The sequence below is a fragment of the Gordonia sp. OPL2 genome (assembly GCF_003797825.1).
Taxonomy (GTDB): domain Bacteria; phylum Actinomycetota; class Actinomycetes; order Mycobacteriales; family Mycobacteriaceae; genus Gordonia.
On record NZ_RKME01000008.1, the window covers coordinates 135,881 to 157,891 of the forward strand.

General features: G+C 67.9%; 17 protein-coding genes. 9 read left to right on the top strand and 8 right to left on the bottom strand.

The window, feature by feature from the left end; genetic code table 11:
* Positions 1-5: 5 nt before the first annotated feature.
* Together EEB19_RS10980 and EEB19_RS10985 are read right to left on the bottom strand one after the other, a co-directional pair.
* Positions 6-3,068: an MMPL family transporter gene (locus EEB19_RS10980; RefSeq protein ID WP_316245467.1), complete on the bottom strand. Its 3,063-nt coding sequence runs from the start codon at positions 3,066-3,068 to the stop codon at positions 6-8.
* A 143-nt stretch (positions 3,069-3,211) separates the two neighbouring features.
* Positions 3,212-4,720 carry a glutamate-cysteine ligase family protein gene (locus EEB19_RS10985; RefSeq protein WP_187586083.1) on the bottom strand — a complete coding sequence of 503 codons (1,509 nt, stop codon included), beginning with the start codon at positions 4,718-4,720 and terminating at the stop codon, positions 3,212-3,214.
* Between the two features lie 25 nt (positions 4,721-4,745).
* Between EEB19_RS10985 and EEB19_RS10990 the strand changes: the two genes are divergently transcribed.
* The gene (locus tag EEB19_RS10990) at positions 4,746-5,132 is read left to right on the top strand and encodes a sterol carrier family protein (protein ID WP_262365574.1); all 387 of its coding nucleotides are present in this window, start codon (positions 4,746-4,748) and stop codon (positions 5,130-5,132) included.
* Positions 5,133-5,211: 79 nt separating this feature from the next.
* Here the strand turns inward: EEB19_RS10990 and EEB19_RS10995 are convergent, their stop codons facing one another.
* Positions 5,212-5,979, bottom strand: a complete 768-nt coding sequence (locus EEB19_RS10995) for a CPBP family intramembrane glutamic endopeptidase (RefSeq protein WP_187586085.1) — start codon at positions 5,977-5,979, stop codon at positions 5,212-5,214.
* A gap of 195 nt (positions 5,980-6,174) precedes the next feature.
* On the opposite strand from EEB19_RS10995, the gene purF reads away from it, so the two are divergent.
* On the top strand, positions 6,175-7,761 hold the full coding sequence (gene purF, locus EEB19_RS11000; RefSeq protein ID WP_187586087.1) for an amidophosphoribosyltransferase: 1,587 nt from the start codon (positions 6,175-6,177) through the stop codon (positions 7,759-7,761).
* Between the two features lie 206 nt (positions 7,762-7,967).
* Complete coding sequence (gene purM / locus EEB19_RS11005) at positions 7,968-9,089, top strand: phosphoribosylformylglycinamidine cyclo-ligase (RefSeq protein ID WP_187586089.1); 1,122 nt, start codon at positions 7,968-7,970, stop codon at positions 9,087-9,089.
* Between the two features lie 56 nt (positions 9,090-9,145).
* Here purM and EEB19_RS11010 read toward each other — a convergent pair whose 3' ends face one another.
* The 4 genes from EEB19_RS11010 to EEB19_RS11025 all read right to left on the bottom strand — a co-directional run bounded on the left by EEB19_RS11010 (position 9,146) and on the right by EEB19_RS11025 (position 11,825).
* Positions 9,146-9,289, bottom strand: coding sequence for a hypothetical protein (locus tag EEB19_RS11010; protein ID WP_187586091.1), 144 nt, complete (start codon positions 9,287-9,289; stop codon positions 9,146-9,148).
* 354 nt (positions 9,290-9,643) lie between these two features.
* On the bottom strand, positions 9,644-9,823 hold the full coding sequence (locus EEB19_RS11015; RefSeq protein ID WP_187586093.1) for a DUF3073 domain-containing protein: 180 nt from the start codon (positions 9,821-9,823) through the stop codon (positions 9,644-9,646).
* Between the two features lie 170 nt (positions 9,824-9,993).
* Positions 9,994-10,644, bottom strand: coding sequence for an MOSC domain-containing protein (locus EEB19_RS11020; protein WP_187586095.1), 651 nt, complete (start codon positions 10,642-10,644; stop codon positions 9,994-9,996).
* Positions 10,641-11,825: a folate-binding protein YgfZ gene (locus EEB19_RS11025; RefSeq protein WP_187586097.1), complete on the bottom strand. Its 1,185-nt coding sequence runs from the start codon at positions 11,823-11,825 to the stop codon at positions 10,641-10,643. Before EEB19_RS11025 ends, EEB19_RS11020 begins: the two co-directional genes overlap by 4 nt.
* An 82-nt stretch (positions 11,826-11,907) precedes the next feature.
* Here EEB19_RS11025 and EEB19_RS11030 point away from each other — a divergent pair, with 82 nt between their 5' ends.
* From EEB19_RS11030 to EEB19_RS11060, 6 genes are all read left to right on the top strand, one after another.
* Positions 11,908-12,777, top strand: coding sequence for an aminodeoxychorismate lyase (locus EEB19_RS11030; protein WP_187586099.1), 870 nt, complete (start codon positions 11,908-11,910; stop codon positions 12,775-12,777).
* 255 nt (positions 12,778-13,032) lie between these two features.
* Complete coding sequence (locus tag EEB19_RS11035) at positions 13,033-14,598, top strand: cytochrome ubiquinol oxidase subunit I (RefSeq protein ID WP_187586101.1); 1,566 nt, start codon at positions 13,033-13,035, stop codon at positions 14,596-14,598.
* Positions 14,599-14,609: 11 nt separating this feature from the next.
* Positions 14,610-15,692 carry a cytochrome d ubiquinol oxidase subunit II gene (gene cydB / locus EEB19_RS11040; RefSeq protein WP_187586103.1) on the top strand — a complete coding sequence of 361 codons (1,083 nt, stop codon included), beginning with the start codon at positions 14,610-14,612 and terminating at the stop codon, positions 15,690-15,692.
* Entirely contained in the window at positions 15,689-17,425 is a 1,737-nt protein-coding gene (cydD, locus tag EEB19_RS11045) for a thiol reductant ABC exporter subunit CydD (protein ID WP_187586105.1), read from the top strand. Before cydB ends, cydD begins: the two co-directional genes overlap by 4 nt.
* Entirely contained in the window at positions 17,415-19,412 is a 1,998-nt protein-coding gene (locus tag EEB19_RS26890; protein WP_262365575.1) for an ATP-binding cassette domain-containing protein, read from the top strand. The genes cydD and EEB19_RS26890 overlap by 11 nt, the downstream gene beginning before the upstream one ends.
* 484 nt (positions 19,413-19,896) lie before the next feature.
* Positions 19,897-21,231 (top strand): hypothetical protein, encoded by a 1,335-nt coding sequence (locus EEB19_RS11060; RefSeq protein WP_187586107.1) that lies wholly within the window; start codon positions 19,897-19,899, stop codon positions 21,229-21,231.
* Positions 21,232-21,247: 16 nt separating this feature from the next.
* Here the strand turns inward: EEB19_RS11060 and EEB19_RS11065 are convergent, their stop codons facing one another.
* On the bottom strand, positions 21,248-21,913 hold the full coding sequence (locus tag EEB19_RS11065) for an FABP family protein (protein ID WP_187586109.1): 666 nt from the start codon (positions 21,911-21,913) through the stop codon (positions 21,248-21,250).
* Between the last annotated feature and the right edge of the window lie 98 nt (positions 21,914-22,011).

Consider the following 22,011-nt stretch of genomic DNA (forward strand, 5'->3'; position numbering starts at 1 on the left):
TTCCGCTACGTCTGGCGGGGCGCTGACGTCGACGGCCACCAGATCCGGTCACCGACGACGGCCATCGCGGCCGGAACGAGGATGGTCCGGACGATCGCGATGTCGAGCAGCAGTCCGACGGCGATGGTGAAACCGATCTGCACGAGGTTGAGCACGGTGCCGCTCATGAGTGCGAACATGGTGAGCGCGAACACGATTCCGGCGGTGGTGATGACGCCACCGGTGCTGCCGAATCCGCGGATGATCCCGCGGACCATGCCGCCACGCGCGGACTCCTCCCGGATGCGTGAGGCGAACAGCATCGAATAGTCGGCGCCGACCGCGATCACCGCCATGAACGACACCGGGATCACCGACCAGTCCAGGTCGACACCGATGATGTGCTGCCACACCAGGACACTCACGCCGACCGCCGATGCGAAGGACAGGATCACCGTGGCCACCAGCAGGACCGGGGCGAGCACACTCCGGAGCAGCACCATCAGGATGAGCAACACGGCCAGAACGGCGACGGTCGCAAAGAGGAGGAAGTCGCGTCGTACCTGATCCTGCATGTCGGCAGACAGCGATGCCAGACCTGCGGTGGAGACGTCTGCGTCGTCGAGGACCGTCCCGGACAGCGCGCGCGCCGCGACGACAGGCAGTTCGCGGCTGGCCCGAAGTGACTCCTGCCCATACGGATTGACATTCCAGGTGACCAGCATGCGGGCGGTGCGGCCGTCCGGGGAGATCAGCAGTTTGCTGCCCTCGACGAATCGTGGATCGGTCAGTGCCTCGGGTGGCAGATAGAAGCCGGCACCGGGCCCGGACCGGGTCGCGTGCCCCATCGTCGACAGGTACTCCGATGCGCGCCGCAATCCGTCGTTCAGCTGCCCGGTCAGGGCCACGGTCTTGTCGGTACCTGCCTTCACCTGCCGCAGTCCGTCGGCGAGACGGCCCATGCCGCCGGCGAGTTCGGAGACACCCGCGGACAGGCGGGTCAGATCGGCGCGGATCTCGGTGCTCGAACGTCCGCCGAGCTGTCGCGTCAGGGAGTCGACTGTCTGCAACCCCGCCCGCAGCTCGGGCAGTAGCGCTCGCAGGCGTTCCACTGTGGTCGGTGCGGCATCTGCTGCGACGTCCAAATCGGTGAGCGCGGCCGACGCGCGACCGCCCAAGGCACGGTCGAGGGCGGCGAACGCCACGCGCGCCGCCATGCACTGTGCGTCGGAACGACATGCCGCCGTGGGACTCCCACCCTGAAGAGGACCGAACGTCGTCTGCACCTGACGGAGCGCCGAAGTGGCGACTCGATCACGCCCGTCGAGTGCCGCCACGATCGTGGCCAGCGATCCCAGCGTGGTCCGCAGGGTCGGCAGGACCTCACTCAGCGACTTCCCGTCGGTGGAGAGGGCGACGATGCGTTCGGTGCGGTCGAGTCCGTCGAGCACGGTGGACGCCATCGAGGTGACCTCGCGAGTGCCGTCGACGAGTTCCGGCATACGCGTGACGGCCGACTCGGCGCCGGTCGCGAGTTCGTCGACTCCCGCCGCGAGACGCTTGAGTTCCGGTGTCGCGGCGGTCATCTGACGATGTGCGTCGCCGAGTTGGGCGCCGACGACCCCGCTCTGGAACCCGGTGGCGGCCTCGGGAAGAGGCTTGCCGTCGGGTCGGGTGATCGAGCGCACGATCGCCACCTCCGGCATCGACGCCACGGACATCGCTGCCAGCTCGAGTGCGGCCAGGTCGCGGGTGTTGCGGACGTCGTGATCGGCTCGCACGGTGAGGTAGTCCGGCGCGATCTCGTTGTGGCCGTAATGCTGGGTCACAGCGTCATAGCCGCGCGTCGAGTCAGTCGGCCGGATCGGCATCGCCGACTCGTCCCAGTTCATCCGGTAGGTCGTGCTGATCAGGGCGGTCCCGATCAGGAAGAGCAGGGCCGCGGCGGTGTACACCCCGGCATGCCGGATCACTCGGGCACCTCGACGGCGCCAGGCGCGCTCGGTCGACGCCCGGGGTTCGGCCCAGCCGCGTCGCCCGGCGAGTGAGAGCAGTGCCGTGGGCAGGGTCAGGGCGATCGCCAGGGTGATCAGGACCGCCAGCGCGGTCGGCGGCCCGGCCGTGGTGAACATCCCGATCTTGGTGAAGATCATCGACCCGCACGCCGCGGCGATGGTCAGTGCCGAGGCGATCAGGATGGGTGCGGTCCGCCCAGAGCTGCGGGCAACGGCGTCACCGACGGAGGCGCCCGCCCGACGCCCCTCGTGATAGTTGGCGATGGTGAAGATCGCGTAGTCGGTTCCGGCGCCGAGTACCAGGGCGGTCATGATCGCGATCGTGAAGTTCGAGATCGACAGTGCGCCGGTCGAACCCAGCGCAGAGATGATCGGTCTCACCACCGCCAGGGTGATGCCGATCGTCGCGAGCGGGATGAGCGCGGTCACGAGGTCGCGGTAGGCGACGAGCAGCAGCAGGGTGATCAGCAGGATCGAGACGCCGGTGATGATCAGCAGTGACACGTCGATGGCGCTGAAGAGGTCGGCGAGCGTGGCGGTCGGGCCGCTGTAATGGACCCGGAGCGATTCCGGCTTTCCGATGGCCTCGATGTGCGCCCGGATCCCGTTGGTGGAGTGATGCGCCCGCGTCGAGCCCACCGAGCCCTCGGAGGCGATGAAGAGGGTCACGGCCTTGCCGTCGGGACTCAGCGCGATGCTGCGCGTGACCGGGTTGCCGAACGTGTCGAGGACATAGGCGACGTTCTCCTTGTCACTCACCAGGCGCGCCAGCAACTCCCGGTAGTAGCGCTCGTCGTCGGCGTCGATCCCGCTCTCGTCGACGAGGACGACGCTGCTGACCGCATTCGACGGCGGCACACCGAAATCGGCTGCCATGCGTTCGAGGCTCTGATTGGCGGGCAGGTCGCGCGGCAGGAAGTCGGCGGACCGGCTCGCCACGGTCTGTTCCAGTTGCGGCACGGCGAGGTTGAGGCCGGCGGCGACGGCGATCCAGAGGAGTAGGACCATCCCGGCGTGCCGGTGAATCCATCCTCCCGCGACGGTCAGTGCGCGACTCTGTGTCGATGCTGCCACCTGATCTCCCCTCCGCGGACTATGTATGCAGGACGACATAGTCGATAGAGGCAAGCTATCTGTGACTCGAAGTAACGGTCAACCACCTCGGGGTGGATGGCGTTGTGCGTTGCGCTACCGCAGGGGAGGCGATGTGGTGCAGGTCATATCGACCAGGTATGCACTGGTTCGCCCTCGTGCATGAGGTCGACGTAGTCGCGCAACATCCCCGTGAGCGCGGCCTCGCGGCTGTCGCCCGCCGTCTCGCGGGCCAGGACGGCCTTGCGCTGCCAGGCCGATCCGGTCTGCCGGTTGATGCAGCGGCCCTCGATCACCGACAGGTAGCGCGAGCGCGCCTTGCCGGACACCCCGAAGGACTGGAGGCCGGCGTCGGCGAGGGGGAGCAGTCGGCGCAACGTCAACTCGTCGGGCCGTACCCAGCCCACATTCGGCCAGTAGAGCTGGGCCTCCAGTCCGGCACGGGCTCCCGACTGCAGGTTCTCCGCTGCGGCGTTGAACGACATCTGCGACCACAACGGGCGATCGGATTCGACGAGCCCGCGGACCGCCCCGTAGTAGAACGCCGCGTTGGCCATCGTGTCGACGACGGTCGGACCGGCCGGCAGGACCCGGTTCTCCACCCGCAGATGTGCATGCCCGTCGACGACGTCGTAGACGGGCCGGTTCCATCGGTAGACGGTGCCGTTGTGGAGTCGCAGCTCGTCGAGGGTCGGTGTGCGGCCCGAGTCGAGTTCCTCGATCGGATCGATGTCCGAGCAGACGGGCAGCAGTGCCGGGAAGTAGCGGGTGTTCTCCTCGAACAGGTCGAAGATGGTGTTGATCCATCGCTCGCCGAACCAGACCCGCGGTCGCACCCCCTGGTTCTTCAGCTCCAACGGTCGGGTGTCGGTCGCCTGCTCGAAGACGGGGATGCGACTCTCGTGCCACAGGGCCGTGCCCGCCAGGAACGGCGAGTTGCCGGCCAGCGCGACCTGGATACCTGCGATGCTCTGCGCGGCATTCCAGTGCGCGGCGAAGTCCTCCGGCGCCACCCGCAGATGCAGCTGGAGCGAGGTGCATGCGGCCTCGGGGAGGATGGAGTCGATGGCGGTGTGCAGCCGCTCGGTGGAGTGGTTCTCGCTCAACGGGATTCCGCTGATGTCGATCTCGATGTCCTCGCCCCGCGCCGCGAAGATCTGCTCGTTCAGCAGGTCGTAGCGTGGATTCGCCGAGATCCATTGATGGGCAAAGTGTTCGGAACGCAAGGTCGGCAGCATGCCGATCATGACCAGGTGATTGTCGGTCTGGGCCGCGCGCTTCTCCGCGCGGTTGAGCGACGTACGCAGTGCCTGTTCGAGAGAGATCGTGTCGTCGGTGACGAACGGCCGTGGGGAGACGTTGATCTCGATGTTGAACTGTCCGAGTTCGGTCTGGTAGTCGGGGTCGGCGATGGCGTCGAGAACGGTCGCGTTGGCCATCGCCGGGTTCATGTCGTCGTCGACGAGGTTGAGCTCGACCTCCATGCCCAGCAGCGGTTCCGGTGGCTGCCCGTGGTCGGTGAACAACCCGTCGGCCAACATCCGGGCGATCGCCTCGGTCCCGCGGCCGACCTGTCGGCGGAACCGCACCCGATCCTCGCCGGTGAACTCGCGTTTGCCCACGTCGGTGCCCATGGACCCATGGTGCATGATGGTCGGCGTGACAGCGCGCAAACCGATCGATCCGGGCGAGGCCCGCGCTGCGATCGTCGCCGTTGCCGAGTGGATTCGCGACGACTCGCTGCCGGCACCCGCTCGGCCCGCCCTCGCCGCCGCCGTACGGATGAGTGCGCGCACTCTGGCGCAGATCGCACCGGGTTCGTCGGTCGAGGTGCGTGTCCCGCCGTTCGTGGCCGTGCAGTGCATCGAGGGTCCGCGACATACCCGTGGGACGCCCCCGAACGTCGTGGAGACCGATGCGCGCGCATGGCTTCAACTCGTGATCGGCGACGCCGAGCTGTCGGATCTGGTCGAGCGGGGAGCCGTCACCGCCTCGGGGTCACGCGCCGGCGAGGTGGCTCGCTGGATGCCCCTGTTCCCCCTGTGACCGTTGACCCTGTGACCGTTGACCCTGTGACCGTTCCCCCCGTGACCGTGTTTCTGTCTTGCGGCCGTCGTCCGTCCGGTCAGGTGGCGGGCTCGATCCTGCGGCGCCGCACGACCAGGACGACCGCGAGAACGACATAGAGCACGATAGCGGCGAACGATCCGGGATAGCCCGCCTGGTCGACGAGGATCGCGGTCCCGCTGAGCAGTGCGAAGTCGAACAGGCCGTGGAGCACGGAGTTGAGCACGTTCGTCCCGGACACCCGCCGGATCAGATAGAAGAAGTAGCCGGCGACGGAGACCACGAGCGCCTGCGGGATCGCGGTCAGCCCGTGGCCGATCGCATTGGTCAGATGCACCGCCCCGAAGATCACGCTCGACCAGAGTGCGACCCGGCCCTCGCCGAGCCCGTGCTCGCGCAACACGGTCACGCCGAGGCCGCGGAACATCAGCTCCTCGCCCCAGCCCACGAGCTGTGTGGCGATCAGCAGGGTGAGGACGAAGCCGGTGGTCGTGTCCGCCAGCGCGCCGTAGTCGATGGCGATCAGGATGGCGACGACGAACGCCACCGGGATCACCCACACCCATCGCGACACACGCCGGTCGTCGCGCAGGACCGGTCGCCACCACCCGAGGTAGGTCACGACGCCGATCACGAAGACCAATGCGACACCGAGCGGGATGATCATCCCGACGACGACGCCCCGGGTCGTCGTCGTCGAGTCGACGTCGGTGAGTTTCTGCAAAAGCAGACCGCCACCCTGGATGATGACGAGGTAGACGAGCACCACCGCGGCGAACCCGGCGTAGGAGAGTCGTCGGACGCCGGACGTCGCTGGGGTGGTCATGTCGGACAACCTAATGCGCTGCGGCACCACGGTATCGGCCGGTGGTGGCCGCGTGGTGCACCTCACACGGGGAATATCCGGGCTCGCCCCGCCGCTGCATGATTCGCAATCGGCGTCTACCGACCGGTAAACTGGGACTCCTCCCAGCCCACCGACGTCGCGACGTCTCTCGCAGCCCCCAGGGAGCGCACCCGTATGACCGACTTGTCGATCAGCAGCAAGAACCTTCTCGCACCGGCGCGTACCTGCGGTACCGCCTCCCCGATCGACGAACCGGAGAACGAACCGCGCGAGGAATGTGGTGTCTTCGGCGTGTGGGCGCCGGGTGAGGACGTCGCGAAACTCTCGTACTACGGCTTGTATGCGTTGCAGCATCGCGGCCAGGAGGCAGCCGGGATCGCCGTCGGCGACGGCTCTCAGGTCCTGGTCTTCAAGGATCTCGGTCTGGTGAGCCAGGTGTTCGACGAGCAGACGCTCGGCGCGATGTCGGGACACGTGGCGATCGGGCACTGCCGGTACTCGACCACCGGCTCCACCACGTGGGAGAACTCACAGCCGATCTTCCGGACGACGACGGCGGGAACGGGTGTCGCCCTCGGACACAACGGCAACCTCGTCAACACCGCGGATCTCGCCAGCAGTGCTCGTTCGCTCGGTGTGATGAGCACGGCGGCGACGTCGGATTCGGACCTCGTCGGTGCCCTGCTGGCGCATGGCGCCGCCGACAGCACCCTCGAGCAGGCCGCCATGGACCTGCTGCCGACGCTGCGCGGAGCGTTCTGCCTGACATTCATGGACGAGCACACGCTCTACGCCGCCCGTGACCCGCACGGTGTGCGCCCTCTCTCGCTCGGTCGTCTCGACCGCGGATGGGTCGTCGCGTCGGAGACCGCGGCACTCGACATCGTCGGTGCCTCCTTCGTGCGTGACATCGAGCCCGGCGAGTTGCTCGCGATCGACGCCGACGGCGTGCGGAGCTCGCGCTTCGCCGAGCCCACCCCGCGCGGCTGCGTCTTCGAGTACGTCTATCTGGCCCGTCCGGACAGCGTGATCCACGGCCGTTCGGTGCACTCCACCCGCGTCGAGATCGGTCGTCGGCTGGCCCGTGAACATCCCGCCGAGGGCGACCTGGTCATCCCGGTGCCCGAGTCGGGGACCCCGGCCGCCGTCGGCTTCGCCCAGGAATCCGGAATCCCGTACGGCCAGGGCCTGATGAAGAACGCGTATGTGGGACGCACGTTCATCCAACCGTCGCAGACCATTCGTCAGCTCGGCATCCGGCTCAAACTCAATCCGCTCAAAGAGGTCATCCGCGGCAAACGACTTGTCGTCGTGGACGATTCGATCGTCCGCGGGAACACTCAGCGCGCGCTGATCCGCATGCTCCGTGAGGCCGGGGCCGCCGAGGTGCACGTCCGGATCGCCTCCAGCCCGGTCCGCTGGCCGTGCTTCTACGGCATCGATTTCGCGTCGCCGGCCGAGCTCATCGCCAACGGCATGGAATCCGAGGCGGGGATGGTGGAGGGTGTGCGTCAGGCCATCGGCGCCGATTCGCTCGGATACATCAGCATCGACGAGATGATCGCCGCGACCGACCAGACCTCGGACAACCTCTGTGCGGCGTGTTTCGACGGCGAGTACCCGATCGAGCTGCCCAAGGAGACGTCGATGGGCAAGGCCGTCCTCGAGCAGATGCTCGCCAACGCAGCCGGCGACAACAACAATCGCGTCGATCCGCTCACCGCGACCAACGACAACGTGAGCGCGGTGATGCGGCCCTGAACTCGGGGCCGTCGCATCCCACACCGCAGTGTTCACATGCATCCACACCGAGCCGTACGGCCGCACCGACGTCGGGTAGCGTATTCGCCGTCGGGGACTCGTGTGTGACCGCCAGAGCGCGAGCCTGCCCGATCACGCGACGACGGAGCCTGGGGAACCATCCGAGGATCCGACCATCTGGATTTCGACAAGGGGTGCTCAGCTAGATGACCGATCGGGATTCGGCTGCCGACAATCAGGCCAACCACTCGCACACCTCTGGTGACCCGGTGTCCTACGCCACGGCGGGCGTCGACATCGACGCGGGTGAGCGGGCCGTCGAACTCTTTGCACCCCATGCCAAACGTGCGTCGCGACCCGAGGTCATGGGCGGACTGGGCGGTTTCTCCGGTCTGTTCGCGCTGAAGGGCAACTATCGCGAGCCGGTCCTGGCGGCGGCCAGCGACGGGGTCGGCACCAAGCTGGCCATCGCGCAGGCGATGAACAAGCACGACACCGTGGGCCGCGATCTGGTCGCGATGTGCGTCGACGACCTCGTCGTCTGCGGCGCGGAGCCCCTCTTCCTGCAGGATTACATCGCCGTCGGCAAGGTCGTGCCCGAGACGGTTGCGCAGATCGTCGCGGGCATCGCCGACGGCTGTGTCGACGCAGGGTGCGCGCTGCTGGGCGGGGAGACCGCCGAACACCCCGGGCTGATGGACGAGGATCACTACGACCTCTCGGCCACGGCCGTCGGTGTCGTCGAGGCCGACGCCCTGCTGTCGCCCGAGCGGGTCCGTCCGGGGGATGTGGTCATCGCCATGGGATCGTCGGGCCTGCACTCCAACGGGTATTCGCTCGCGCGCAAGGTGCTGCTCGAATGGGGCCACATGGACCTCGAAGGGCATGTGGAGGAATTCGGTCGGTCCCTCGGCGAAGAGCTGTTGGAGCCGACCCGGATCTACGCCCGCGACTGCCTCGCGCTGGCCGCCGAGACCGATGTGCGGACATTCGCGCACATCACCGGCGGCGGACTCGCCGAGAACCTGGCCCGCGTCATCCCGGCCGGCCTCGTCGCCGAACTCGAACGCGGTACGTGGACGCCCGCGCCGGTGTTCGCCCTCATCGCGCAGCGTGGTCGTGTGGCGCGTGAGGAGATGGACCGCACCTTCAACATGGGTGTCGGCATGGTCGCCGTCGTCGCACCCGAGGACACCGAGCGCGCGCAGGCAGTCCTGACCGCCCGCCACGTCGACAACTGGGTCCTCGGATCGGTGAAGCGGTCGTCGGAACCCAAGAACCACGAGCTGCCGCGCGTCGCACTCACCGGGGAGCACCCGCGCTTCTGACGGGTCCTCCGGCCGCGTCGTCACGGCCATCGCGATGTCGCGCACCCTCGACGTCTTCAGGCCTCGACGGCACGCACTGTCGACGTCACCCGCGTTCGACGGCACGCCCCCTCGACGTCTCCCGCGTTCGACGGCACGCCCCCTCGACGTCTCCCGCGTTCGACGGCACGCACCGTCGACGACGACACGTTGTCGGCCATCGACCGACGGCACATCGACCGACGATCCCATCACCCGTCGACCGTGCCCTGTATCGCGCCGATCGTGCCCGGCTGTCGTCGAACGAGGCGCCGCGAGAGATCAACTGCCGCTGCGGGTCTCATGCCACGACCGGTAGGCGGTCCAGCTCGGACCCGATCGGCGTGATTCCGGGCACGATCGGCGGAATTCAGGGCACGATCGGCGTGGGAGGCTGCCCGATCAGGGCAGCACACAACCACACCTGAGGGCTCGACGGGGCGACAGTGCCCACAGCGAACCGCTCAGGTGTGGCTTACGGTGATGTGCACCGAGATCGGTGCAAGAACGGGAGGGTGATACCGACGTCGGTGGCGTCAGGCTCGACGCCACTCGTCCTCGTCGGCCCACTCATCCACCGGATCACGGCGATCCGGCGCCGTGTCCTCCGACCCGGACAACTCGCGCTGCAAGCTGTCGAAGTCGGTGTTCGGAGTGGAGTACTTCAGCTGACGAGCAACCTTCGTCTGCTTTGCTTTTGCCCGGCCGCGGCCCATCTGGGACCCCCTCGCACAATGACGGGGCGGCCAAACACTTGGCGGCCCCGTTCTCTAGGTAATGATTCTGTCGTGGGACCCAGTTTAGCGCGCTCGTCTCGATAATGCGGATCGCCCTGCCGACGACGCCACGACCAGTTGTGACGACATGATCACGATGGGTCGAACCCTCAGACCCGGGCGAGTTTGCGCGACGCCTCTCGCCGGACCTTGGCGGGCAGGTCCGTGGCCGACAGCAACGCCGACAACCCGTCGTGATCGGCCTCGACCGTCGGCAGCAGATGCCGGACCCGCACACCGTGGTCGGGCCGGGCGACGACACGTACCGAGTCGCCCACGCCCACCGTTCCGGGACGCAGAACGCGCAGGTAGGCGCCGACATCGGCGCGATCCATGAACCGCTTGACCCAGTGCGGTTCGCCCGACCACACGGCGAAGGTGCGGCACGGGGTCCGCGGGATCGTCGTCTCGAGGAGCAGCCCGTCGTCGCCGACGGCCCACTGCTCACCGACGACGGCGTCGGTCACCGGCATGCCGTCGATGCGCAGATTCTCGCCGAACCAGCCGTGGGGGAGCGGTCGTCCGAGTTCGTCCGCCCAGCGGAGTGCTTCGCGTTCGCTGTAGGCGTAGACCGCCTGGTCGATACCGCCATGGTGCTTGGTGTCGACGCTGTGGTCGGGTGTCAGACCGAGGTCGCTCACGGGCACCCGGTCGGCGAAGGGACGTTTGTCGATTCCGCTCGCCCCGATCTTGTCGAGGACCACGTCGTCGGTCGCGGCGCACACGGCCAGTACCACGCCGGTGTCATCTGCGGTCGTCACGAATCGGCCGGTCCACGCCGGAGACGTTCGATGGCGACGCGCCCGGCCTGTGGACGATCGTCGGCACGGATGGAGTCGGGATCGATCCGGGCGCTCATCGGGTGCTCGCCGTCGACGAGGAGATCGACGTCGGCGCCGACGGCACGCTTGACCAGGGCCAACGCGATCGGTCCGAGTTCGAAATGGTCGACGACGGTGCCGACCCGTCCGACGGTGCGCCCGGCGGCGGTCACCGGGTCGCCCGGGGCCGGTCGTTCGTCGGCGCTGCCGTCGAGATGCAGTAGCACCAGCCGTCGTGGCGACTTGCCCAGGTTGTGCACGCGCGCGACGGTTTCCTGTCCGCGGTAGCACCCCTTGTCGAGATGAACCGCACCCTGCTCGGACGGGTCGCCGATCCAGTTCACCTCGTGCGGGATGGTGCGGTCGTCGGTGTCGACGCCCAACCGCGGGCGAAGTGCCGCCACTCGATGGGCCTCGTACGCCCAGGTGCCGGCCATGCGCGCCCCGGCGTCGGTCAGCTGAGTCCACCAGGTGTCTGCCGAGGACTCGGGGATGACGAGGTCGACGACGGGAATCCGTCCGCCCTCGCCGATCGGTGGCATCAGTCGCCAGAAACCGAGCGGCTCCTCCTCGTGGTGGAGTTCGGGCAGGTCGCCCGCGGCGTACACGGGTGCGTCCGGGGTGAGTTCGAGGAGCTCGGCGATCGGGCCGCGGACGACGTCGGGCCCGACGACGGTGAGCACAGTCATGTCCGGCCGCGCGCCGGGTTGCACCTGGGCCCAGAACACCATCTTGGTGAGGAAGTCGAGCAGCGGACCGCCGCGAACTCCCTCGGTGTCGATCCAGGTGACGCCGTCGACATCGGTCAGGATGAAGTGTTCTTCCACCCGGCCGTTCAGGTCGAGCGACAGGTTCTCGGCGCTCATGCGGTCCGGGAGGCCCTGGACGTGCTGGCTGGAGATGGTGTGCAACCAGGTGAGGCGTTCGGGTCCGGGGAGTTCGATGACGGCCCGGTCGGATCGGTCGACGATCACCGCCGAGCGTTCGGCGGTGCGCTGTTCCCCGAGCGGATCTCCGTAGTGCCAGGCGACCTCGACGAGGTCGTCCGGGCCGTCGGCCGCGGTCGGGCCGGGAACGGCGCCGTGAGTGGATTGCCTGGTCAGAATGGGTGACGCGGTCACGTGTCGATTCTACGGGTCGACACGCCCACGCGGCCGCGGGTGATGACAGCCACACGCCGCGCCGGCCCGTAGCCTCGACGTCATGGCGCAGCAGATCCTGGTGACCCTCGACGGTACGGTCCACGATTCCGACGCCCCGTTCCTGCACGCCGACGACCTGGCGGCGCTGCGTGGCGACGGGGTGTTCGAGACGCTGTTGATCCGTTCCGGCCGGGTCAGGCGCGTCGGTGCCCACCTCGATCGCCTCGAGCGCAGCTCGGACATGATGGGATTGCCCGCGCCCGACCGCGAGGCATGGCGCTCGGCCATCGAGGTGGCCGAGAAGCAGTGGTCGGCGAGCTCCGGTGGAGAGGGCGAGGCGTGGCTCCGGCTCGTCTACTCGCGCGGCCGGGAGAGCGCACCCGACGCGGGCCCCACCGCGTATGTGATGGTCGGTCCGGTCGCCGAGCGCATCCGATCCGCGCGCGCCGACGGCATCTCGGTGGTGACCCTCGAACGCGGATTCTCGACCGACCTCGCCGACGCGGCGCCCTGGCAGTTGCTCGGCGCCAAGACGCTCAGCTATGCGACCAACATGGCGGCGTTACGGCATGCCGCCGCACAGGGTTTCGACGACGTCATCTACCTCAGCAGCGAGGGATCCGTCCTGGAGGGGCCACGATCGACCGTCATCGCCGTCACCGGTCGGACGCTCGTCACGCCGCCCGCGGAGATCGGCATCCTGCCGGGGACCACCCAACGCGCGGTGTTCGAGACGGCCGCCCAGGAGGGATGGACGACGAGGACCGAACCGCTGCGCCGCGCCGACCTCATCGCCGCAGAGTCCGTCTGGCTGGTCAGCAGTGTGGCGCTGGCGGCCCGGGTGACCTCGTTGAACAGATATGTGATGCCGGAGTCGACGAAGAACGACGAATTCGCCCAATTGGTGGACCGCGCCATTTGCGTTGATTGAGAATGTGTACGTCCGTGCAATCGGAGATGATCGACGTCGGGTGACCGGCGTCGCACATCGGCGCGGTCAGTATTCATCCCACAATTCAATCGCGGTGCGATGAGGACTTTGGTCGCTTGAACTGTTCGATCGGTGCAGCGTAGCGTCGGAGGGGTATTTCTACTACTTTGTGTAGTAGGAACGGTTCGGCAGTCATTTCGCACACCGGCCCAGCCGTGTACCGCAGCCCGGTGCACCGACTCTGATAGAGGCGACATGGACGCTCTTGATGTCTCCCGATGGCAATTCGGGATCACCACCGTCTATCACTTCATCCTGGTCCCGCTGACCATCGGTCTCGCGCCGATGATCGCGGTCATGCAGACCGTCTGGCATGTCACCGGAAACGAACAGTGGCTGCGTGCCACCAAGTTCTTCGGCAAGCTCTTCCTCATCAACTTCGCGCTGGGTGTCGCCACCGGAATCGTGCAGGAGTTCCAGTTCGGGATGAACTGGAGCGAGTACAGCCGTTTCGTCGCCGATGTGTTCGGCGCGCCCCTCGCGCTCGAGGGCCTTGTCGCGTTCTTCCTCGAGTCCACGTTCATCGGTCTCTGGATCTTCGGGTGGGGAAGGCTGCCGCGCCGGGTGCATCTCGCCTGCATCTGGCTGACGGCGATCGGCGTCAACGCATCCGCGTACTTCATCATCGCGGCGAACTCGTGGATGCAGCATCCCGTCGGCGTGGAGTGGGATCCTGTCCGAAACCGCCCTGCCATGAACGACTTCTGGGCGGTCATCACCAACAACACCACCCTGGCGGCCTTCCCCCACGTGATAGCCGGGGCATTCCTGACCGCGAGTACGTTCGTCGCCGCGATCGGATGCTGGTGGATGGCCCGCAACATGTGGCGCGCCAAGAAACTCCGCGAGGCGATCGAGACCGGCGACACATCGGACATGCCGAAGACGACCTCGCCGAGCCACATCGACGCCACGCCGGAGGATCTCGAACGAGACGCCCACCAGCTGTGGCGCCCGGTGACGCGATTCGCGTTGTGGCTCACCCTGGTCGCCGGTGTCGCGCTCTTCATCACCGGGGACACCCAGGCGCAGATCATGTTCAAGCAGCAGCCGATGAAGATGGCTGCGGCCGAATCGCTCTGCGACACCGAGACCGGTGCGGGCTTCTCCGTCCTGTCGATCGGCCGCCAGAACAACTGCGACAACATCGAACACGTCATCGAGATCCCCGGCATGCTGTCGTTCCTCGCGACGCACACCTTCGACTCCACGCTGCAGGGTGTCAACCAGTTGCAGGCGCAGTACGAAGAGGCGCTGCAGATGCCGAATCAGAACTTCGCGCCCAACCTCTTCGTCACCTACTGGGGATTCCGGGCGATGATCACCTGGGCGCTCGGGTCCGTGGTGGTGGCGCTCGGCGGGCTGTGGTTCACCCGACGCAAACGGGTGGTGGAGTCCCGCAGATTCGGCCTGTTGGCGCTCTGGATGATCCCGACGCCGTTCTTGGCCAACAGTTCTGGCTGGATCTTCACCGAGATGGGTCGCCAGCCATGGGTCGTCGCACCCAACTGGCAGGACGATCTCGATCCGACGCAGATCCACATGCTGGTCCAGGACGGTGTGTCCAACCATGTCGCGGCCACCGTGTGGGTGACGTTGATCGGGTTCACGGTGCTCTACGGAGCGCTCGGTGTGGTGTGGTTCTTGCTGCAGCGCCGCTACATCATCGAAGGCCCGGCGACGCACGACGCGGTGCCGCCGGACGAACCATCGCCCGACGATGATGCCGATGAGTCCAAGAAACTGTCGTTCGCGTACTGAGGAGATCACCGATGGGACTGCAGGAGTTCTGGTTTCTACTCATCGCCGTGCTGTTCGTGGGCTACTTCGTCCTGGAGGGCTTCGACTTCGGGGTCGGCATGCTCATGCCGTTTCTCGGACGGAGTCACACCGGTGGGGACGAGCAGGTGGCCTCGACCGACGACATCGCCGATCCGGACCGGCGGCGCAGAGCCATCCTCAACACGATCGGTCCCGTCTGGGACGGCAACGAGGTCTGGCTGATCACCGGTGGCGGCGCGCTGTTCGCGGCCTTCGGCGGGTGGTACGCGACGATGTTCACCGCGTTCTACCTGCCGCTGTTCCTGATCCTCATCGGACTCATCACCCGCGTGGTGGCGATCGAGTGGCGCGGCAAGATCAACGATCCGAAGTGGCGCATGTGGTGTGACGTCGGCATCGGGCTCGGATCGTGGATACCGGCCATCCTCTGGGGTGTGGCCTTCGCCAATGTGGTCCGCGGCCTGCCGATCGACGCCGACGCGCAGTACACGGCCGGCTTCTTCAATCTGCTCAACCCGTACGCACTGCTCGGCGGTCTGACCACGCTGCTGGCGTTCCTCACACACGGTGCAGTGTTCTTGGCGCTCAAGACCGGTGGTGTCCTGCAGCAGGATTCGATGAAGTATGCCTCTCGCCTGGCGATCCCCACACTGGTGGTCGCCGCGGTGTTCCTGCTCTGGACGCAGTTCGCCCACGGCAACGGGTGGACCTGGATCCCGGTGCTCATCGCGGCCGTGGCCGCGGTGGTCATGGTGGCGGCGACCCAGCTCAAGCGCGAGGGCATCGCATTCCTGGCGACGTCGATCGCGATCGCCGGCACCGTGGCGACGCTGTTCTCCGTGCTCTATCCCAATGTCCTTCCCTCGCTGACGGACCCGGCCTACAACCTCACCATCGACAACACGTCGTCGAGCCACTACACCCTGACGATCATGACCTGGGCGGCGGTGTTCATGACGCCGGTCGTCATCGGCTATCAGGCATGGAGTTACTGGGTGTTCCGCAAACGGATCTCGGTGGAACAGATCCCCGCGCCCGGTGGCCTGCCGTCGCTGCGCGTGCCCACTGAATGACTCGGGCAACGGTCGCCGACGACACATCCCGCGACGACGAGGAGCGCACGTCCGTCGGGCCCCGCACCGGGCCGATCGATCCGCGACTGCTGCGGCACTCGTCGCAGGCGCGCGGCTACGTGATCGTCACGGCGGCGTTCTCGGCGGCGACCGTCGTCGCGATCATCGTGACGGCGGCGATGGCGGCGTCCATCGTCTCCGAGATCATTGTCGAGCCGTCGGCACGGTCACTCGCGGCCCAACAGGCACACCTGACCGTGCTGGCGTGTGCCCTCGCCGCGCGCGTCCTGATGAGCTTCCTGCACGATCGGTACGCGCAGCGGGCGTCGGCACGCGTGATCGCACAGCTGCGCACCGGCGCGCTCGAGGTGCTCACCGATCCGGCCCGGACGTCGCCGCGGGAGCTGCTCGCGCGCCGCGACCACGCGACCACGGTCCTGCTGCGCGGCTTGGACAGCCTCGGGCCCTACCTGTCCGGGTATCTGCCCGCGCTGATCGTCACCGGCACCGTCACTCCGACGGTGGTCGCGGTGATCGCACTCACCGACTGGCCATCGGCGCTGATCATCCTGATCACCCTGCCGCTCATCCCGCTGTTCATGGTGCTGATCGGTCTGATGACCAGGGATCGGACGGCCCGCAAACTCGCGACGATGAGCCGATTGACGGCCCAGATGCTCGACCTGATCGCCGGCCTGCCGACGCTACGGGCGATGAACCGCTCCCGGGGACCCGCCGACCGGGTCGCCGTGCTCGGGCAGGCGCATCGGCGCAGCACGATGTCGGCGCTGCGTGTGGCCTTCCTGTCCGGGGCCGTTCTCGAACTGCTCGCCACCCTGTGCGTGGCACTGGTGGCCGTCGGCATCGGCCTTCGCCTCGTGTATGGCGAGATGAGCCTGTACGCGGGAATTCTCGCGTTGATCCTGGCGCCCGAGGCCTATCATCCGCTGCGCCAGGTGGGTGCCCAGTTCCACAACTCCGCCGATGGCGTGACGGCCGCCGGTGAGGTGATCGACCTCATCGAGGGCACGGGCGCCGCCCCCGCGCCGGCACCGGGGCGGCGTACCTGCACGGTCGCGGGAACGCCGATCACGCTGCTCGATGTCGGCGTGCACGGCCGCGACGGCTGGGCTCCCTACCAACTGAGTGCCGTGATCCGCCCCGGTGAGCTGACCGTGCTGACCGGTCGTAACGGCTCCGGGAAGTCGACGACGCTGCTGGCCGTCATGGGTCTGCTCCATCCGGACGAGGGGTCGGTGCTGGTCGGGTCGATCTCGGTTGCCGAACTCGCGCCGGATGCGCTGCACGAGCAGGTGGCGTGGTTGCCCCAACAGCCGGTCGTCGTGCCGGGCACGGTCACCGACAATCTTGCGCTGTTCGGCACACTGGACCCGGTGGCCATCCGGACTGCCGCGGCGGCAACGGGTTTCGACAGCGTGCTGGAAACGCTGCCGGAGGGACCCGACACCGTGCTCGGTGCCGGCGGGGTGGGGCTCTCGGCCGGTCAGCGGCAACGTCTCGCGCTCACCCGCGTGCTGGCCTCGCCGTCGCCGTTGGTGCTGCTCGACGAGCCCACGGCGCATCTCGACGACGTCTCGGCGACCCGGGTTCTGGACGCCCTGACTGCGCGGGCTCGTGCCGGCGACACGGTCGTCGTGATCGCGCATCAGCCGATCGTCCGGACCTTCGCCGATCAGATCATCGAGGTGGGCGGGGGAGACGATGTCGCCTGACGACGGACCGACTCGAGGCCGCGGCGCCCGCGACCCGTTGCGCCGTGCGTTCACCTTTCTCGGACTCCGTGGCCGCCCGGTGGTGTCGTCGGTGCTCCTCGGGGTCGGCGGGTCGTTGTCCGCTCTGGGACTGGCCGCGTTGTCGGCGTGGCTGATCACCCGGGCCTGGCAGATGCCGCCGGTCCTCTACCTGTCGGTCGCCATCACCGCGGTCCGCGCGCTCGGCATCTCGCGCGGTGTCTTCCGCTATCTCGAACGTCTGGCCACCCACGACCTGGCGCTCGGGGCTATGGCGACCGCGCGCGAACGCATCTACCGGACACTGGCCGCCGGGTCGCCCGCGTACTCGGTGACGTTACGACGCGGCGACCTGCTCGCCCGCACCGGCGACGACATCGACGAGATCGGCAATGCGTTGATCCGCGGGGTCATCCCCATCGCGGTCGGCGCGGTGACCAGCGTGGCGGCGGTGGTCATCATGGCGTTGGTGTCCTGGTGGGCAGCAGTCGTTCTCGCGGTCGCACTCGTCGTCAGCGGCCTGGTCGCCCCGTGGCTGGCTGCCCGCGGGGCCGCGACGGCGATCGCCGACGGTGCGATCGCGTCGACGCGGACCTCGGATGCGGTGATGGCAGCCCTCTGGCATGCGCCCGAACTCACCGTCGCCCGGCGCCGCGAACAGGTGCTGGCCACCGCCGCGCAGGCAGATCTCGCCGCCCGTGCGGCCGCCGACCGCGGTCTGCGTCACGAGGCGGCGGCCGCCGCGGCCACCCCGCTGTCGCTGGGCGTCTCGCTCCTCGCGGCCTGTCTGATCGGTGTGCATCTGGCCTCGGCGGTGCCGGGATCGCTCGCGTCGGTGGCGTCCGGTGAGGGCCTCACCCCGATGATCCTGGGTGTGTTGATCCTGCTGCCGCTGTCCGCATTCGAGTCGACCGCCCCGCTCACCGAGGCGGGCATTCAGCTCGAACGCAGCCGACAGGCCGCCGCGCGGGTGATGGCGCTCGTCGATCGGGCCGGCGCCGGGAGCGAAGCGAGCGGGCCGAATGATGGCGGCGCCGGGAGCGAAGCGAGCGGGCCGAATGATGGCGGCGCCGGGAGCGAAGCGAGCGGGCCGAATCACCGTGGCGCCGGGAGCGAAGCGAGCGGGCCGAATCACCGTGGCGCCGGGAGCGGAGCGAGCGGGCCGAATGTCGCCGTCGCGCCCGCGACCGCCGGGTCCGGTCCGGAAGTCGGACCTTGGGACGTGCCGCCACACACCGGGCCGGTCACCGTGTCCACCGAGGCGCTGCACTGGGGCTGGCCGGGCGGGCCCGATCTGGCCGACCCCGATCGCGGCGGCTCCGATCTCGTCGGCCCCGATCTCGCCCCCACCGATGGACTCACGACGCGTCTGACACCCGGCGCACGGATGGTGGTGACCGGGCCGAGCGGGTCGGGCAAGTCGACGTTGCTGGTCACGATCGCCGGTCTCCTCGATCCGCGCGCCGGCCGGGTCATCGTCGTCGACGACGCCGGCGGCCCGGTCGACCCACGATCCGCGGTCTGTTATTTCGCTGAGGAGGGGCACGTGTTCTCGACGACGGTCCGCGAGAACTTGCTGCTCGCGCGCGGGGATGCGACCGACGACGACCTGATGGCGGCCCTCGACACCGTCGGTCTGCGGCCGTGGGTGCAATCGCTGCCCGAGCGACTCGACACCGATCTCGTCGGGGGCGGGGAGGCCGTCAGCGGCGGCCAACGTCGTCGGCTGCTGCTCGCGCGGGCGCTGCTGCACCCGGCGCCCGTCGTGCTGCTCGACGAACCCACCGAACATCTCGACGCCGACGACGCGTCGGCGGTCATGCGTCGTCTCCTGGCCGCCGACGGCGGGTGGTTCGGTGGTGACCGGACGGTCATCGTCGTCACGCATCACGTTGCACCGCACGAGGTTTCCGCGATGAACCCCGACTGCCTACTCCTCGACATCGCGCCTGCTGCGGCAGATCGGTAAATCCGTTGCCGGTCGTCGTCGGCGAGCGTATCTTCGGCTGTACACGAGGAAGGAGGTGGTTCGAAGTTGTATGACTGTTGGACACGTGAGGTGACCATCCGCTAGCGCGGACCCCGTGGCATTCACTGCACGGTGGTGTGCCGGAGGTGTTCGGATACCGGACCCGTACCGCACTCCCCGCGCCGGCGAATACCCGATGGTCACCCGGCCCCCGCACCTCGATCCTGTCCGATCGACGTCGCCCGTCCCCACGGGTGGTGCGGGGGCCGTTTCATGTCCGGAAGGGTCCGTTCGCACCACATCGGCGGCGTAACGCAGGTCACTGCGGATGCGACCACCAAGTCAAGTAGTCGACTACTCGTGCTCGAGCACCGGATCTGACGTGAACTTGCCTCAGAGGCGTGATCGACCCGATCACCCATCCCATCCGCGACGGCGCGGGATGCGAATCACTGACACGAGGATCACTTCCGAGGAGACCGACATGACCACGACACATGCACACGTGGTGTCCGCCGACGACACGGCGCTCGCCGTGCCCGCACCCGTGCACGAGCTCCCGAGCGTCGACCGGCACGTCTCCGACGGCCGTGCCGACGACAGTGTCCGCGGTCGGTTCCTCACCCCCGACGACGCCGACTGGACCGACGACGGTGCGGCCACCTGGATATCCGGCCACATCACCGGCATCACCTACAGCTATTCCGCCGGGTCCGGCCGGGTCGTCCTGCACAACCGCGGTCACCGCGACCTGGGTGTCCTCTCGACGCCGGAACTGCCGGGTACCGACGGCACACGCTTCACCCATGTGCCGGTGGGTGATTCGGTGGAACTGCCGGCCGCCGAGTTCCACATCCTGCAGACCGAGAGGTGCAGCGGCCGCCCGGTCTGCGTCGGGCAGATCACCGCGGCGCCCGACCCGTACGGCGACGAGCCGCTGTTCGTGCTCGACGGTCCGGGACCTGACGAGGTGCGCTGGTCCGACCGGGATCCGGACGGGTTGTTCTGGAAGCCGGGTGACGTCGACTTCGGGGTCCCGACATCACCGTCGTTCGTGTTCGCCGATCCGATGGCGGCAGGCGTGCACCACACGCGCGTCGACGGCGAGGTGGCCATCCACAACCGCGGTACGGGAACGGTCGGTGTGCTCACGGTGGGGGCAGACGGGCCGCTGGACCTGGTGATCGCCGCGCCGGGCGAGTCGGTTCCGGTGCCGCCGGGCGACTCGGTGTGCTACGTCCAGGCGCCGCGGACCGACGGCAGCCCCACCCTCCTTGGGGTCATGTGGCTCGCCGGCGGTGAGCTGATGCCCAGCGTCCTGCCGGTCCCCGGACGTCGGGAGTATCTCGATCATCACTTCCTGACGCCGTGGAGCGCCGACTGGGACTGTGGTTATCCCCAGCAGATCCACCTCGACGCCGAGGCGTCCGGGGTGACCTATCAGTACCGGACGGGCGCGGAGTCGATGACCATCCGCAACACCGGCGACGAGTCCGTCGCGGTGCTGTTCAATCGTGGCGAGGAGCGAGCCGTCGCCGAGATCGGGCCGCGCACGGCGATGACGTTTCCGGTACGGGCCGACGCCGACACCGGGCAGGTGTTCTCGGTGGTCGGTGAACGGGTCGACAGCAGGCCGGGGCGGTCGGCGTCGTTCGCGACGTCCGGTTCCGTGATCCCGGGCACGAGTGGAAAGCCGGGCACCGCAACGAATTACGGCTCGGTGGTGATCATGCTGGGGACGGTCGTGTACAGCGCGATCCCAAAGAAGAATCTCTATCTGGCGTGGTCGGATCGCCGCTGGTTGCGCCGCGGCCGGTGAGGCGGGGCGACGCGGTTCAGCCCGCGTAGCGACGGAGTTTGGCCGACAGTCGCGGGATGAGATCGCCGTCGGCGTCGACACGTTCCTCGACGTAGGCGAGGTCGCCGTCCTCGACGAGACCGTAGAGCCGTTTGGCCCCGCCGGTCCGCCGTCCGGAATCGGCCTTGATGACGACGTCGGTCGCCAGTTCCCAGGAGGTCTGAGTCAGCGGCCGTCCGTAGAACAATTCGATCGACCCCTCGGCGTGCGCGAGGAGGAGCTCGATCGTGTCGTCGTCGCCGATGCGCCAGTAGCCGGTCTCGCGGAGGTCGGGTCGCACGAACCGGGCGTCCTCGTCGATCACCCAGGAACGCGACTGCCAGTTCAGGAAGCTCTGGCCGTCGTGACTGATGATGATCTGCTGCGCGAAGTGGTAGTCCTCGCCGGTTTCCGGATCGTTGCCCTCGCCCTCGCCCTGCCAGACCCCGACCATCGGCAGCAGTGCCAGCAGGCCCGAGTGCAGATCGGCGCCGTGACGCAGGTTGGCGGTGTCGTGGGGGAGGGGGAGCTCACCCCACTCCGGGAGGTTGCGATCGGCGGTCTCCTTGGCGCGCTCGGCAGCCTGATTGATCGCCTCGTCGCCCGATCGGCGGATGTCCGGCCGACCGTTCTCGTCGTTGCTGTCCGCGTCGGCGGAGGTCACGACTCGTCGTTGATCAGACGGTAGAGGACGTAGACACCGAACCAGGCGATCAGGATCGATGCCAGGATCAGGAGGATCTCGAAGAATATGACCACGCC

Bases quoted from the DNA above. Each gene is read 5' to 3' on its own strand.
- EEB19_RS11060 (WP_187586107.1), top strand. From the start codon at position 19,897: ATGACCACGACACATGCACACGTGGTGTCCGCCGACGACACGGCGCTC.
- EEB19_RS11015 (WP_187586093.1), bottom strand. From the start codon at position 9,823: ATGGGCCGCGGCCGGGCAAAAGCAAAGCAGACGAAGGTTGCTCGTCAG.
- EEB19_RS11030 (WP_187586099.1), top strand. From the start codon at position 11,908: ATGGCGCAGCAGATCCTGGTGACCCTCGACGGTACGGTCCACGATTCC.
- EEB19_RS26890 (WP_262365575.1), top strand. From the start codon at position 17,415: ATGTCGCCTGACGACGGACCGACTCGAGGCCGCGGCGCCCGCGACCCG.
- purF (WP_187586087.1), top strand. From the start codon at position 6,175: ATGACCGACTTGTCGATCAGCAGCAAGAACCTTCTCGCACCGGCGCGT.
- EEB19_RS11010 (WP_187586091.1), bottom strand. From the start codon at position 9,289: ATGGCCGACAACGTGTCGTCGTCGACGGTGCGTGCCGTCGAACGCGGG.
- cydD (WP_187586105.1), top strand. From the start codon at position 15,689: ATGACTCGGGCAACGGTCGCCGACGACACATCCCGCGACGACGAGGAG.
- purM (WP_187586089.1), top strand. From the start codon at position 7,968: ATGACCGATCGGGATTCGGCTGCCGACAATCAGGCCAACCACTCGCAC.
- cydB (WP_187586103.1), top strand. From the start codon at position 14,610: ATGGGACTGCAGGAGTTCTGGTTTCTACTCATCGCCGTGCTGTTCGTG.
- EEB19_RS10995 (WP_187586085.1), bottom strand. From the start codon at position 5,979: ATGACCACCCCAGCGACGTCCGGCGTCCGACGACTCTCCTACGCCGGG.
- EEB19_RS10985 (WP_187586083.1), bottom strand. From the start codon at position 4,720: ATGGGCACCGACGTGGGCAAACGCGAGTTCACCGGCGAGGATCGGGTG.
- EEB19_RS11035 (WP_187586101.1), top strand. From the start codon at position 13,033: ATGGACGCTCTTGATGTCTCCCGATGGCAATTCGGGATCACCACCGTC.